This is a genomic window from Curtobacterium sp. MCBD17_034, from assembly GCF_003234515.1.
GTDB lineage: Bacteria > Actinomycetota > Actinomycetes > Actinomycetales > Microbacteriaceae > Curtobacterium.
Map to the genome: position 1 here is coordinate 25,518 of NZ_QKTN01000013.1, position 13,596 is coordinate 39,113.

The 13,596-nt window shown below is 71.7% G+C and carries 13 protein-coding genes; 10 read left to right on the plus strand and 3 right to left on the minus strand.

Annotated elements, in window-relative coordinates:
• The first annotated feature begins 76 nt into the window (after positions 1-76).
• The gene (locus DEI92_RS15100) at positions 77-1,321 is read left to right on the plus strand and encodes a mannosyltransferase family protein (protein ID WP_111014092.1); all 1,245 of its coding nucleotides are present in this window, start codon (positions 77-79) and stop codon (positions 1,319-1,321) included.
• A 91-nt stretch (positions 1,322-1,412) separates the two neighbouring features.
• Positions 1,413-1,745 (plus strand): hypothetical protein, encoded by a 333-nt coding sequence (locus DEI92_RS15105; RefSeq protein WP_146244130.1) that lies wholly within the window; start codon positions 1,413-1,415, stop codon positions 1,743-1,745.
• Between the two features lie 913 nt (positions 1,746-2,658).
• Here the strand turns inward: DEI92_RS15105 and DEI92_RS15110 are convergent.
• The 3 genes from DEI92_RS15110 to DEI92_RS15120 form a co-directional block, all read right to left on the minus strand.
• The gene (locus tag DEI92_RS15110; RefSeq protein ID WP_111014094.1) at positions 2,659-3,309 is read right to left on the minus strand and encodes a hypothetical protein; all 651 of its coding nucleotides are present in this window, start codon (positions 3,307-3,309) and stop codon (positions 2,659-2,661) included.
• A gap of 260 nt (positions 3,310-3,569) precedes the next feature.
• Positions 3,570-4,727 carry an LLM class flavin-dependent oxidoreductase gene (locus tag DEI92_RS15115; protein ID WP_258370230.1) on the minus strand — a complete coding sequence of 386 codons (1,158 nt, stop codon included), beginning with the start codon at positions 4,725-4,727 and terminating at the stop codon, positions 3,570-3,572.
• 71 nt (positions 4,728-4,798) lie between these two features.
• Positions 4,799-5,566, minus strand: a complete 768-nt coding sequence (locus DEI92_RS15120; protein WP_111014096.1) for an NRDE family protein — start codon at positions 5,564-5,566, stop codon at positions 4,799-4,801.
• A gap of 241 nt (positions 5,567-5,807) precedes the next feature.
• Between DEI92_RS15120 and DEI92_RS15125 the strand changes: the two genes are divergently transcribed.
• The 8 genes from DEI92_RS15125 (at position 5,808) to DEI92_RS15160 (ending at position 13,523) form a co-directional block, all read left to right on the plus strand.
• Positions 5,808-7,208 carry a phosphopantothenate--cysteine ligase family flavoprotein gene (locus tag DEI92_RS15125; RefSeq protein ID WP_258370231.1) on the plus strand — a complete coding sequence of 467 codons (1,401 nt, stop codon included), beginning with the start codon at positions 5,808-5,810 and terminating at the stop codon, positions 7,206-7,208.
• A 166-nt stretch (positions 7,209-7,374) separates the two neighbouring features.
• Complete coding sequence (locus DEI92_RS15130) at positions 7,375-7,770, plus strand: hypothetical protein (protein WP_111011614.1); 396 nt, start codon at positions 7,375-7,377, stop codon at positions 7,768-7,770.
• Positions 7,767-8,522: a DUF2071 domain-containing protein gene (locus tag DEI92_RS15135; protein ID WP_111014098.1), complete on the plus strand. Its 756-nt coding sequence runs from the start codon at positions 7,767-7,769 to the stop codon at positions 8,520-8,522. The genes DEI92_RS15130 and DEI92_RS15135 overlap by 4 nt, the downstream gene beginning before the upstream one ends.
• Positions 8,519-8,962 (plus strand): DUF1810 domain-containing protein, encoded by a 444-nt coding sequence (locus DEI92_RS15140; RefSeq protein WP_111011616.1) that lies wholly within the window; start codon positions 8,519-8,521, stop codon positions 8,960-8,962. The genes DEI92_RS15135 and DEI92_RS15140 overlap by 4 nt, the downstream gene beginning before the upstream one ends.
• 68 nt (positions 8,963-9,030) lie before the next feature.
• The gene (locus tag DEI92_RS15145) at positions 9,031-9,672 is read left to right on the plus strand and encodes a GntR family transcriptional regulator (RefSeq protein WP_111014099.1); all 642 of its coding nucleotides are present in this window, start codon (positions 9,031-9,033) and stop codon (positions 9,670-9,672) included.
• A 98-nt stretch (positions 9,673-9,770) separates the two neighbouring features.
• The gene (locus tag DEI92_RS15150) at positions 9,771-11,516 is read left to right on the plus strand and encodes an MFS transporter (RefSeq protein ID WP_258370232.1); all 1,746 of its coding nucleotides are present in this window, start codon (positions 9,771-9,773) and stop codon (positions 11,514-11,516) included.
• Complete coding sequence (locus DEI92_RS15155; protein ID WP_111014101.1) at positions 11,513-12,145, plus strand: MarR family winged helix-turn-helix transcriptional regulator; 633 nt, start codon at positions 11,513-11,515, stop codon at positions 12,143-12,145. The genes DEI92_RS15150 and DEI92_RS15155 overlap by 4 nt, the downstream gene beginning before the upstream one ends.
• Positions 12,146-12,272: 127 nt before the next feature.
• Entirely contained in the window at positions 12,273-13,523 is a 1,251-nt protein-coding gene (locus tag DEI92_RS15160) for a low temperature requirement protein A (RefSeq protein ID WP_258370233.1), read from the plus strand.
• Positions 13,524-13,596: the final 73 nt, after the last annotated feature.

A 13,596-nucleotide genomic window follows, 5' to 3' on the forward strand; every position in this document is an offset into this window, starting at 1 on the left:
CCCCCAGGAACGCCGTCTATCGTGGCGGCGTGAGGTCTGCTCGGAGGGTGCCACCCACCTGCGGTGAGGTGGCTGCATGAGGGGCCCCGACGAACTCGAGCGCCCCGCTCGGCCCGCCGCCGTCTCGGTCGTCGCCCGTCCCTCCCGGAACCGCCTCGCCGACCTCGCCGTCAGCACACCCGCATGGGCGGCGATCCTCGTCCTGTTCGCGGCGTCGCGGATGCTGTCGACCACGTGGCTCGCCCTGGTGTACCCGCTCATCGTGCGGGCGCAGCCGGCGAACGCCATCCGCGGCAACGACCACGGGTTCCTGACGTTCCTGACGAGCTGGGACGGCCAGTACTACGAGGACATCTCCCTGCACGGGTACCCGTCCGTGCTCCCGACGGACGCCCTCGGGCACGTCATGCAGAACAACTGGGCGTTCCTGCCGGCGTTCCCGTTCACGATCCGGATGCTGACGGCCTCCACGGGCCTCCCGTTCCGGATCGGCGCGCCGCTCATCGCCACCATCGCCGGCCTCGTCGCCGCATACCTGCTGCACGCGCTCGTCCGTGAGCGCGCCGGCGGCACCGCCGCGTTGTGGGCCGTGTTCTTCTTCTGCCTCGGGCCGCTCTCGTTCCTGCTCGAGGTCGGGTACGCCGAGAGCATGTTCCTGGCGCTCGTGTTCGGTGCCCTCCTCGCCATGCAGCGGCGGCGGTACCTGCCGCTCACCCTGCTCTCGGTGGTGGCGGCGTTCACCCGTCCCGGCGAGCTGGCGATCCCCCTCACACTCGGGGTGGTCGCCCTCGTCCGGTACGTCCGGGACCGCGGGTCGTTCCCCGTGCGCGAGCGACTCACCGTCATCGGGACCGGACTCGTCACCGCCGCCGCAGGTGTCGCGTGGCCGGTCATCGCGTCGCATGCCACCGGCCGGCCGAACGCGTACCTCGACACCGAGATGTCGTGGTGGGTCAACTTCATCGGTCGGGTGCACTTCGTGCCGCTCTCGCCCTGGTTCCTCACCGCGGCCCGCTGGGTCGGTGTCGGCGGGGTGCTGCTCGTCATCGCCATGGCCGTCGCGTACGGCGTGTGGTTGTCCCGGCGGTCCACGCGCGAGCTCGGGCTCGTCACCGTCGTGTTCGCGGCCGCGTACGCGCTGTACGTGTTCGCCGTGTCGATCCCCATGGCCTCGACCCCGCGGCTCCTCATGCCGCTCGCGCCGCTGACGGGGTCGCCCGAACTCGTCGCGCGGCCGTGGGCACGATGGATCATGGTCAGCGGGGCGCTCGTCGGGCAGCCGGTGCTCATCGCGGTGCTGTGGCTGATGGGGCCGCCGTAGGCAGAGGCGGACGCGGACCGGCCCGCTGGCGGTGGTCCACCGACTCGGGGATCTGGGCCCGGTCGACGGCGTCGGGAGTACGGTCCCGGCCATGACCGGTCCGCACGATGACGACCCGACCCTGGTCCGGAACCAGCCGGCCCTGACGACCTCGGACGGCACGATCTGGGTCGTGGTCGGCGCCATCACCGCGATCGTCGTCGGGCTCGTGATGTGGCTCATGGGGCTGCTCGTGCCCGCCGTGGGATGGACCGGCCTCGTGCTCGTGCTCGCGCTGTTCGTCGCCATGCTCGTCGTGCGGTTCGCCGTCCGGCACGTGCGGCACCGGCTCGCGACGCTCGCGGCTCTCGAGGGCGCGATGGTCCTCGTCGGCCTCGTGGTGGTGTTGGTCGTGCTCGTCGGGCAGGCGCGCGCGGTCGGTTGACGGGGTGGCTGCCCGGATCCCCGCCGGCGCGGCTCCGCGGCTCGCGGCTCGCGGGGTTCGGCTCCCGGGGTGCGGCGCCGGGGACCGCGGTTCCCGGAGGCGCGGCTGTCGTCTGTGCTGATCTGGGCCCCCTCCCTCGGCAGCGCCGACAACTCAGGAAAACCGCGCCAGCCGGGAGGCTCGGCACCCGCCCGGCACCGATCCTCCTGAACCGTCGACCACAGGCGGCAGATCAGCCGAGGCGGCGCGTCGAGACCAACTACGTGACGACCGCGGAACGTTCGGAGGACCGAGGCCTGAGCCCGTCGCCCCGCCTCCTCGGCAGCGCCGACAACTCAGGAAAACGGCGCCAGCCGGGAGGCTCGGCACCCGACCGGCACCGATCCTCCTGAACCGTCGACCGCAGGCGGGAGATCAACCAACAACTCAGGAAAACCGCGCCAGCCGGGAGGCCCGGCACCCGACCGGCACCGATCCTCCTGAACCCTCGACCGCAGGCGGCAGATCAACCGACAACTCAGGAAAACCGCGCCAGCCGGGAGGCCCAGCACCCGCCCAGCACCGATCCTCCTGAACCGTCGACCGCAGGCGGCAGATCAACCGACAACTCAGGAAAACCACGCCAGCCGGGAGGCCCGGCACCCGACCGGCACCGATCCTCCTGAATCGTCGACCGCAGGCGGCAGATCAGCCGAGGCGGCGCGTCGAGACCAACCCACGTGACGCCACGGAACGGCCGGCAGGGCCGCGCCTGACCCCGTCGCCCCGCCTCCTCGGCAGCGCCGACAACTCAGGAAAACCGCGTCAGCCGGGAGGCTCGACACCAGCCCGGCACCGATCCTCCTGAATCCGGTCTGCTCGGTCGGGTGTGTCGCCAGCGGAGTTCCCCGGGACCTCCCGGGCGTGCGGCGAGTCAGTCGGTCCCCACACCCGGCCCGCGGATCACGGTCTCGACGTCGACGACCTGGGGCGTGGCGGGCATGGAGGCGAAGCCGAACCGGACCGGCGGGTCGAGCGGTGTCAGGGTGCCGAGGTCAGCGCCGTCCCACGTGCCCGTCACCGCGGTCACCGCATGAGCGCCGGTCACGCCGTAGTACTCACGCCGGCCTCCCCCGGCAGAGCCCGCGGTCCCCGCCCCGCGCACCAGCAGGCGCGCGACCGGATCGACGATCGCGAGCCATCGGGGATCGGTGGCGATCCTCCGCGGAACGAGCCGGAGCAACCGGCCGAGGGGTGTGATCGCGCCGACGGTGACCTCGAGGTGGAGCGGTCCGGCATCGAGCTCCAGGCCACGTGTGGTTCGAACGAGGTGCACATCGACGACCCGGGTCGCGTCGAACCGGTAGGTGCTCGACACGTACCGCTCGACGAGTTCGTCCGGCGCCAGGAGCAGGCTGCTGCCGTCGGGCAACTCGACGAACACGTCGGTGAAGTGCCGGAACGGGGAGTCCTGCCACATCCCGACGACGATGCGGTGCCCGGACGTGGTCCCGACGCCGAGGATCCGTCCGCGGAACCGCTCCTCGCGCGCTGAGCGGTCTCGTCGGCTGGACGTGTGGGCCATCGCTGGATGCTACCGGGGCGCCGCGGGGCGCGGCCGGACGGACGCACGAGGGTCACCGCCGCCGCGTTGTCACATCCGCCGTACGGGAGGAGGCGCACCGGACCCGAGTTCGGGTCATCGGATCCGGTGCACGCGGGCACGAGCGGACGGCCGTCTGCATGACACAGCTCGACGCGGCTCGCCCCTGGTTTGTGTTCGGTGCCCTCCGCCTCCGGGTTTGGTCACGGATCACCATTCCAGGGAGGCCGGTGGCGCCCCGGTCAGACCGCGGGGACCTCCTCAGCGAGCATCTCCTCGACGAGCGGCTTGACCTTCGTGCCGTACAGCTCGATCGACCGCATCATGTGTTCGTGCGGGAGTCGACCGGTGCTGTAACGGAGATCGAAGCGCGAGACCCCGAGGATGCGCATGTTTCGCGCGATCTTCTTCGCGACCGTCTCGGGCGATCCCACGTAGAGGGAACCGCCCGCCGACAGGCCAGCGCGGTACTGCGACTCGTCGAAGGGCGGCCACCCGCGCTCACGTCCGAGCCGATCCGTGACGTCCTTGTGGTACGGGTAGAACAGCTCGGCCGCCTCGTCGTCCGTCGCTGCGACGAACCCTGGCGAGTGCATGGCGATCGGCTGCTGCGGGAGCTCGAACTGGTCGAGCGCCTGTCGGTAGAGGCGCGAGAACGGTGCGAACTGAGCGGGCTGACCGCCGATGATCGCGAGGAACAGCGGGAACCCGTAGCTCGCCGCCCGGATCACGGACTGCGGCGAACCCCCGACTCCGATCCACGTCGGGATGCGGCCGTGTTCGGTCTTCGGCCAGACCTCTTGCTCGTGGAGCGGGGCGCGCTTCGTGCCGGACCAGCTGACCGGTCCCTCTTTGAGGACCTCGGCGAAGAGCTCGAGCTTCTCCTCGAAGAGGGTCTCGTAGTCTGCGAGGTCGAATCCGAAGAGCGGGAACGACTCGGTGAAGGACCCGCGGCCGAGCACGACCTCGGCGCGCCCGTTGGACAGCGCGTCGACGGTCGCGAACCGCTCGTAGACGCGCACCGGGTCGTCTGAGCTCAGCACCGTGACCGCGGAGCCCATGTGGATCCGTTCGGTGCGCGCGGCGATGGCCGCCAGGACGACCTCGGGTGCGCTGACGGCGAAGTCGACGCGGTGGTGTTCACCGACCCCGATGAAGTCGACGCCCACCTGGTCGGCGAGGACCGCCTGCTCAACCACGTTGCGGATGCTCTGGGCCTGGGTCAGACGGACACCCGCGGTCGTCTCGGTCACGTCACCGAACGTGTCGAGCCCGAGCTGGACCGCTCCGACCCGGTCCGGCGCCGCGGGCGGGACGTCGACCGGACGCCCGGGTCCCGCGCCACCACCGCTGATGTTGCCGAATGCGCTGCCACCCATGAAGTCCTCCAGACGGATCAATGCGTTTGCATGATCCTACAACCGGTTCAGTACGCCAGAATTCCGCGATCCGACGGGAAGGCGCGGGAGCATCAGGAACGCGTGCCGAGCCTCCCGGGCGTCGCCAACCGCGCGTGCTCGAGGACCACGCCGGACGGTCCGACGGCCGCGGCGACGACCGACAGGGTCGCGAATCGGCCGTCGGCGCGGAGATCGTCACGGAGGATCGCGTCCGGTCGGTCCGGCGCGACGTCGGCACCCGAACGGAGCACTGCGAACCAGTCCTCCCAATCGGCCCCGAGCCCCGTCGTCGGCGCCTCCGCCGCGAGGAGTGGCTCGATCGACGGTGGCGGGCCGACCGGAGCCGATGCGTCGCGGAAGGGATCGAGCCACCGAGCGATCCGTGGGAGCGCGACGTCGTCCGGAGCGCCTTCCGTCACGACGTGGACGCCCGGTCCGAGTCCTCGCGTGAGGACGCGTGCACCATCCCACGACGTCACGCGCACCCCCTGCGGCGTGGCGTGGACCAGGTTGTAGGAGCGCTCGGTCGGCCGCTCGCCCGCCCGGGTGGCCCCCGTGACGGCGTCGAGCGGAAGCCACCCCCGCGTCGCCCAACCGCCGTCCGTCGCGGGCACGGGCTCGGCGCGGTTGAGGACGACCGCGAGGGCTCGGCGAGGAGCGGACGCTGCGAGCCACGCGCCCCCTGCCGTCCGATCCCGGACACCGACCACGTCGTCGCCGCGGTCCTGCCACCAGGCGCGTGGGGGGTCCCAGGGACGGGACGGGTCCTCGTCCCGCAGTGCGAGCAGGGTGACCGGCCACGCGGTGTCGGGTTCGACCCGGACGACGACGGTGCACATGCGTCGATCATCGCACCCGCCGCACGACGTCCGGGGCTCGCCCGCCCACCTGTGGACGCGCCTCGACGTCGAGCAGCATGTGGACGCGATGGCGCCCGAACGTCCCTGCCAGGCTCAGCGGACGCCTGACACAGCGCGCATTGTGGAGAGAGCGATGCGTTGTGGAGGACGGCCTGCCGCTCCCTGCCCGCTGGTACCGTCGGCCGGGCGGGGATCGGCCCCGCCAGAGCGGAGGTCGACCGTGTCACAGTCCGAGCAGCGTCGGACGATCGTCGTGGGCATCACCGGCGGCATCGCGGCGTACAAGGCCGTCGGAGTCGTGCGGGCGTTCGTACGGCTCGGACACGACGTCCACGTGGTCCCGACCGAAGGAGCACTGCGCTTCGTCGGACTGCCCACACTCGAGGCCATCAGCCGTAACCCCGTGTCGACGAGCGTGTTCGAGGAGGTCGCGGAGGTCCGCCACGTCGCGCTCGGCCGCCGCGCGGACCTCGTCGTCGTCGCACCGGCCACGGCCGACTTCCTGGCACGGACCGCGGCGGGACTGGCCGGAGACCTGCTCGGAACGACCCTGCTCGCGACGACAGCACCGGTCGTCGTGGCGCCAGCGATGCACCCGCAGATGTGGGACCACCCCGCAACCCGCGCGTCCGTCGCCACCCTGCGGGAGCGGGGCGTCCACGTCGTCGGTCCGGAGGACGGGCCGCTCACCGGCGAGGACTCGGGGATCGGGCGCATGAGCGAGCCCGACGACATCGTCGCGGCAGCGCTCGCCGTCCTGCCCGCGAGCGGAACGCGTGGACGCGACGAGCCGTCCGCTGCGACGACGGTCACCACCGCGGCCGACAGCCGGGAGGCCCGCCACGGGTGGACACCGACCGCTCCCGTCCCCCATGTCGACGAGTCGCCCACCGCGCCCGAGACCGCGGTGCACCCCGACGCCCGACGCGGGGACCTGTCGGGCAACCACGTCGTGGTGAGTGCGGGCGGCACCCGTGAGCCGGTTGACCCCGTGCGGTACATCGGCAACCGCTCGAGCGGGCGGCAGGGAGTCGCGATCGCGGCCGAGGCAGCGCGCCGGGGAGCCGTCGTGACCCTCGTGGCGGCGAACATCGAGGACGCGGTGCTCGCGGCCATGGACGACGCGCCCGATGCACTCCCGGTCGAGGTCATCCGGGTGGGCACCGCCCTCGAGCTCGCCGATGCCGTCCACGCCGCCGCGGTGGCCGCTGACGTCGTCGTGATGACGGCGGCCGTCGCAGACTTCCGCCCGGCCGAGGTCCGACCATCGAAGCTCAAGAAAGAGGACGCGGGCGACCACCTGACGCTCGAACTCGTCCGGAACCCCGACGTCCTCGCCGACCTCGTGGCGGCGCGCCGTGCGGGCCAGCTCGTCGTCGGGTTCGCGGCCGAGACCGAGCCCGACCGCGCCGCTCGCCTGGACCTGGCCCGCGACAAGCTGGCCCGCAAGCCCGCCGATCTGCTCGTGGTGAACCGGGTCGGCTGGGACCACGGGTTCGAGCGTGGCCACAACGCCGTCGAGGTCCTGGCTGCCGGAGGCGACGTGGTGCGCGAGGCGTCGGGATCGAAGGCCGAGATCGCCCATGTGGTGCTCGACCTCGTGGCGACAGCGCTGACGTGACCTGCGCAGCGGAATCCGTGCCTTCCGGGCGCCGCGGCGGCTCCGGCCGCCCCGGTCGCTCGGGCCGCCCCGGTCGCTCGGGCCGCCCCGCTCGCTCGGGCCGCCCCGCTCGCACGGGCCGATTCGGATTCCGATGCAGCACAGCCGACCGGTCCAGGATGGCCTGATGCGACGAACACGACGCGCGCGCCGCGCGGCCACGACGGCTCGCGGACTCGCGATCCTGCTCGCCGGGGCCGGCGTGACCCACTTCCTCCGTCCCCGTGTGTACGACGGGATCGTGCCGGAGGCCTTGCCGACTCGTGCGACGACGATCGGTTCGGGCGTCGCCGAGGTGGCGGTGGCGGCGGCGCTGGCGGTGCCACGCACCCGGCGGATCGGCGGATTCGCGGCTGCCGCGCTCTTCGTCGCGGTCTTCCCCGCGAACCTCAAGATGGCGCGTGACCTGCTCGACGACCCGCGCTCGCAGCGACGGATGCGCGTGGCGGCCCTGCTGCGCCTCCCGCTGCAGGTGCCCCTCGTGCGGTGGGGCCTCCGCGTCGGTATGGACAGCAGGCCATGACGAACGGACCCCAGGAGCTCGACGCCCTCGCCGACGTCCTCGTGGCGCAGACGGCCGCGCCGCTCCCGCACCGAGCCGTCACCGCGCACCGCTGGGCGGACGTGGTGTTCGCGTCCTGGCGGATGGACGCGGACACGGTGGCCAGCCTCGTGCCACCGCGGACCGAGCCGGACCGGATCGACGGGAGCGCATGGGTGTCACTGACGGCGTACGAGTTCCGCCGGACCACGGTGCCGCCGCTGCCGCCGCCCGGGCCGCTCGGTCGCCTGACGGAGATCACCGTCGAGGTGCCCACCGTCGACGACGCCGGTCGACACGGAACGACCTACCTGACCGTGGCCACGCAACACGTGCCGGCCGTGCTCGCAGCGCGCATCGGGCTCGGCGTGCCCTACACGGCAGCGCGAGCGGGATCACGGCGCGACGGGGACGTCCTCGCCCACCGCACCCGCCGACGGCACGGCGGCGCGTCAGCGTCGGTCCGGGTCCGTGCTGCCGGAGGGGTCACCCCGGACGCGCTGTCGGTCGCTCTCACGCACCGCCCGGGTGTCCACGCCCGCCACCTCGGCGTCACGTCGTGGTGGCGGCGCTCGCACGCTCCCTGGCAGCTGCGTGCCGCCCGGGCAGAGGAACTCCGCGGCGACCTGCCCGACGTCGTCGGGTTCCCCCGTCTGCTCGACCGCGTGCCCGACCGTCTGCTCGTCGGGGACGGCGTCGACGTCGAGTACGCATGGGGAGGCCTCGTCCGATGAGCACCACCGACGAGGATGCCGACCCCTTCGACCTCGAGCGCTTCACGCGCGCGCAGGCCGGCGTCTTCGAGCAGGCGCTCGCCGAACTCCGCGCCGGCCGCAAGCGCTCGCACTGGATGTGGTTCGTGTTCCCGCAGATCGCCGGCCTCGGCAAGAGCGCGACCGCCGTGCGGTTCGCCATCGGTTCGCAGCGGGAGGCACGGGCCTACCTCACGCATGCCGTCCTCGGTCCACGCCTGCGCACCGCGGCGACCGTCGTCGCAGAAGCGCCCGCCCGCGACGCGATCGCGCTGCTCGGTGAGATCGACGCGGTGAAGCTCCGGTCCTCGATGACGCTGTTCGCGCACGTGGCGGAGGACGCGGCACCGTTCCGCGCCGTGCTGGACCGTTGGTACGGCGGCGAGGAGGACCGGGTGACGCTGGACCTGCTCGGCGGGTGACATCAGCATCCGCCACGTCACATATCAGGTAGCATCGCGGTACTCGAACCCGACGAGGGAGATCCGCCATGCCCGTTCCCGTGACGCCGCCCGCGCATCACCGGCTCCTCCGCGACACCGTCCGCGACCGCATCCACGAGGCCATCATGGACGGGACTCTCGAGCCGGGCGAGCGCCTGAACGACGAGGACCTGATCGCCTGGCTCGGTGTGTCCCGCACCCCCATCCGGGAAGCCCTGAGTCAGCTCGCCCGCGCCGGTCTCGTCGAGATGGCGCCGAACCGCTACACCCGCGTGACGCGGCCGGATCCCACCCAGGTGATCGAGGCCCTCCAGACCTTGGGGGTGCTCCTCGGTGGTGTGGTGCGTCTCGCGGTGCCACGACTGTCCCGCGAGGAACGTGCTCGGGTGCTCGCCGCCCTCGACACCACGATCGTCGAGATGGCGAACCACGACGTCCTCGGGGCGAACCGTGACGCGCTGGCCCTGTTCGGGATGTTCGTCGACGCCTGCGGCAACGCCTCGCTGGTGCGGGTGTGTCGCGACACGATGGACGGACTGGCCTTCCGCCTCCGCTTACGGGACCTCGATCGGCTCGTGGACTGGGCGGGGATGACGGAGCAGTTGCGCGCTCTCCGGGCGGCGACGGCCGCAGAAGACGCGATCGCGGCCGAACTCGCGACCGAGGCGGTGCATCTGCTCCCTGCGTGACGGTTGCTCGAGGTGACGTCGCCTCGGGAGGCCGACCCGGGCCTCCCGGCCGTATGATTGGTTCACAACAGCTAACCAATCGTGTCGGAGGCAGCACGTTGACCACAGCCCGCCCGGCCCTGTTCACCAAGGACCACCCCCACTACAAGTGGATCGCGCTGAGCAACACCACGCTCGGCATGCTCATGGCGACCATCAACTCGTCGATCGTGATCATCTCGCTGCCCGCGATCTTCAAGGGCATCCGGTTGAACCCGCTCGGCGCGGGGAACGTGAGCTACCTGCTCTGGATGCTCATGGGCTACATGCTCGTGACCGCCGTCCTCGTGGTCGGATTCGGGCGACTCGGCGACATGCTGGGCCGGGTTCGCATCTACAACCTCGGGTTCGTCGTGTTCTCGCTCGGGTCCGTGGCATTGGCGCTCGACCCCTGGACCGGCGGATCCGGAGCCATGTGGCTCATCATCTGGCGACTCGTGCAGGGTGTGGGCGGTGCGATGCTGTTCGCCAACTCGACGGCGATCATCACCGACGCGTTCCCGGCGCACCGGCGCGGCATGGCGCTCGGCATCAACCAGGTCGCGGCGATCGCAGGGTCGTTCATCGGCCTCATCGTCGGCGGTCTGCTCGCCGTGGTCGACTGGCGGGCGGTCTTCTTCGTGAGCGTCCCGATCGGCATCATCGGCACCATCTGGTCCTACAAGTCGCTGCACGAGGTGGGGACGAAGAACCCCGGGCGACTGGACATCCCGGGCAACCTCACGTTCGCCGCCGGACTCACCGCGGTCCTCGCGGGCATCACGTACGGGATCCAGCCCTACGGGAACAGCGCGACCGGGTGGACCAACCCCTGGGTCGACGGAGCGATCGGTCTCGGCGTGCTCATGCTCATCGCGTTCGTCGTCATCGAGCTCCGATCCGCCCAGCCGATGTTCGACCTCGGGCTGTTCCGCATCCGGGCGTTCGCGATGGCGAACCTCGCTGGTCTGCTCGCCTCGGTCGGTCGCGGCGGCCTGCAGTTCATGCTCATCATCTGGCTGCAGGGCATCTGGCTGCCGCTGCACGGCTACTCCTACGAGGACACGCCGCTCTGGGCCGGCATCTACATGCTGCCGATCACCATCGGCTTCCTCATCGCGGGGCCGCTCTCGGGGACCCTGTCCGACCGGTTCGGCGCACGTGCCTTCGCCACCACCGGACTCGTCGTGGTCGCCGGGACCTTCGTCGCGCTCCTGCTCATCCCGGTCGACTTCCCGTACTGGCTCTTCGCGATCATCACCGGTCTGAGCGGATTGGGCTCGGGCATGTTCGGCGCTCCGAACCGCAGCGCGATCATGAACAGCGTGCCGAAGCACCAGCGCGGTGCGGCGTCCGGCATGGCGGGCACCGTGCAGAACGCCGGGACCTCGCTGTCCATCGGCATCTTCTTCTCGCTCATGATCGCCGGACTGTCGACCACGCTGCCTGCGACGCTCACGCGGGGCCTCAGCGCCCACGGCGTGCCCTCGACGGTGGCGGAGCAGATCGGCCAGACCCCGCCCGTGGGCTCGCTGTTCGCTGCGTTCCTCGGGTACAACCCGATCGGCAACTTGCTCGGGCCGTCCGGGGTGCTGCATCGTCCGGGCGTCGACGCCGCGACCCTCACGGGCAAGGAGTTCTTCCCGCAGCTCATCTCCGGGCCGTTCCACCACGGACTCGTCGTGGTCTTCGCCGCCGCCGCGATCATGTCCGTCGTGGCCGCCATCGCCTCGCTCATCCGAGGCAAGCGATACGTGCACGCCGACGGCGACACCGGTACCATCGCCACGACCAAGGACCCGGTGACCGACGGAGCGCGTGCATGACCGAGACCCCGATCGACCGCGGCGACGTCGCCGCGCGCCTGGCCGTGGCGGTCGGACGCATCAATCGGAGGGCACGGCCCGGCACCGGCGCGTTGAGCTACGGCCTGCTGTCGGCGCTGTCGACGATCGTGCGGCTCGGTCCGCTGCGGCCCGGCGACCTCGCCCGACACGAGGTCGTCACGAAGCCGACGATGACGCGGGTGCTCAGCGACCTCGACGCGCGCGGGCTCATCGAACGGGTCACGGATCCACTCGACGGCCGCGCGTCCGTCATAACGGCCACCCCCGCGGGTGTCGCAGCCGTGCACGAGGCACGTCACGAACGCGCGGGCATCGTGTCGCAGCTGCTCGCTGATCTCGACGACGGCGACCTGCGTGCCATCGCAGGGGCACTCGACGCGCTCGAGCGGGTCGCACAGGTCGAGCCCCTGCCCGCGCCCTCCGGTCGTTCCGCCACGCCAACTGGGTCGGTGCACTCCGCGCACTCCGCGCACTCCGCCAGCGACGGGGCCGCGAGCGGCGGGGCTGGCGGCGGTACCGCGAGCGGCCGGGCTGGCGGCGGGGCCTTGAGTGACACCGTCTCCGGCGAGGCGCTCGCCGCAGTGCCGGCGGCGACCTCCCAGGCTTGACGCCAGCCGGGCCTCCTGGCGGGCGGATGTTACGGCGCTCCCTCCACAGGTCGTCGCCGTGCCGCGCTGTCCACGGCGGCACGTTCCGCCACCCCTGCACCGCCCCCGGCGCTGCCACTATGACACCGTGACGATCCCGAACAGCCCGACGCGACGGTGGCCTGCCGCCGGCCTGCGGCGGATGGTGCCCCGTGACCCGACCGAAGCCCACCGAGCAGCCAGTCCGCTGGAGCTGTTCTTCGACCTCGTGTTCGTCGTCGCGGTGTCCTTCGCGGCGACGGACTTGCATCACCTCGAGGTGCGTGGTCACCTCGCGGACGCAGTCACCGGCTACGTCCTCGTGTTCTTCGCGATCTGGTGGGCCTGGGTCAACTTCACGTGGTTCGCCACGTCGTTCGACACGGACGACTGGCTCTACCGCGTCACCACCTTCGTGCAGATGGCCGGCGTGCTCGTCCTGGCGGCCGGCATCGGACCGGCGATCGAGCACGGTGACGACTTCGTCGCCACCATGGGCTACGTGGTGATGCGCCTCGCCATGGTGAGCCAGTGGCTCCGGGCGGCGTCGGCGCACACGCGGTACCGCCGCACCGCGCTCGAGTACGCCGTCGGGATCACCGTGGTGCAGGTGCTCTGGGTCCTCCGCGTCACGGTGTTGGCCGATCTCGCGTCGACGCTGACGTTCCTCCTGCTCGTCGTCGCCGAGCTCGCCGTCCCCGTCGTCGCGGAGCGCACGGACACCACCCCGTGGCACACCCGGCACATCGCGGAGCGATACAGCCTCTTCACGCTCATCGTCCTGGGCGAGGGCCTGGTCGCGAGCGCCAACGCGGTGATCGGGGCCGTGGCGGCGTCGGAGCGCATCGGGCCCCTGCTGGCCCTGGCCGGCGCGGGTCTCGTCATCGTGGCGGCGATGTGGTGGATCTCCTTCGCGCGCAGCCAGCACGACCGGATCACCTCACTGCCGAGGGCTCTGGCCTTCGGCTACGGTCACTACGTCGTGTTCGCTGCCGCCGCCGCGATGCCAGCCGGGATCGAGGTCGCGATCGCCGCCAGCGAAGGCACTGCGCGCCTCGCTCCAGCTGCGGCCGCCGCGACCATCTCGGTGCCGGTCGCCGCGTTCGTGCTCGCCGTCTGGGCGCTCGCGCTCCGGCCGACGCTCGGGAGGCCCACCAGCGCCCTCGTGGTCGTCCTCACCCTGGCAGCCGGCTTCAGCGCGTTCCTCCCGCAGCTCTCGCTGGTGCTGACCGCCATCCTGTTGGCGGCGATCGTCGTGACGCTCGAGGTCGCGGACCGGAATCAGGGCCGCGGCACGAGCGGGGTCCGGAGCCGGGGTCGGGCGCGAGCGGTCGCTCCGGCGTCCGGTCGAGTCAGCTGACCGGAGCGCGGGCCGCGTGCGCGGCGGAGACGCCTTCCCTGCCGACTGCAACCGCCACAGCCACAGCCACAGC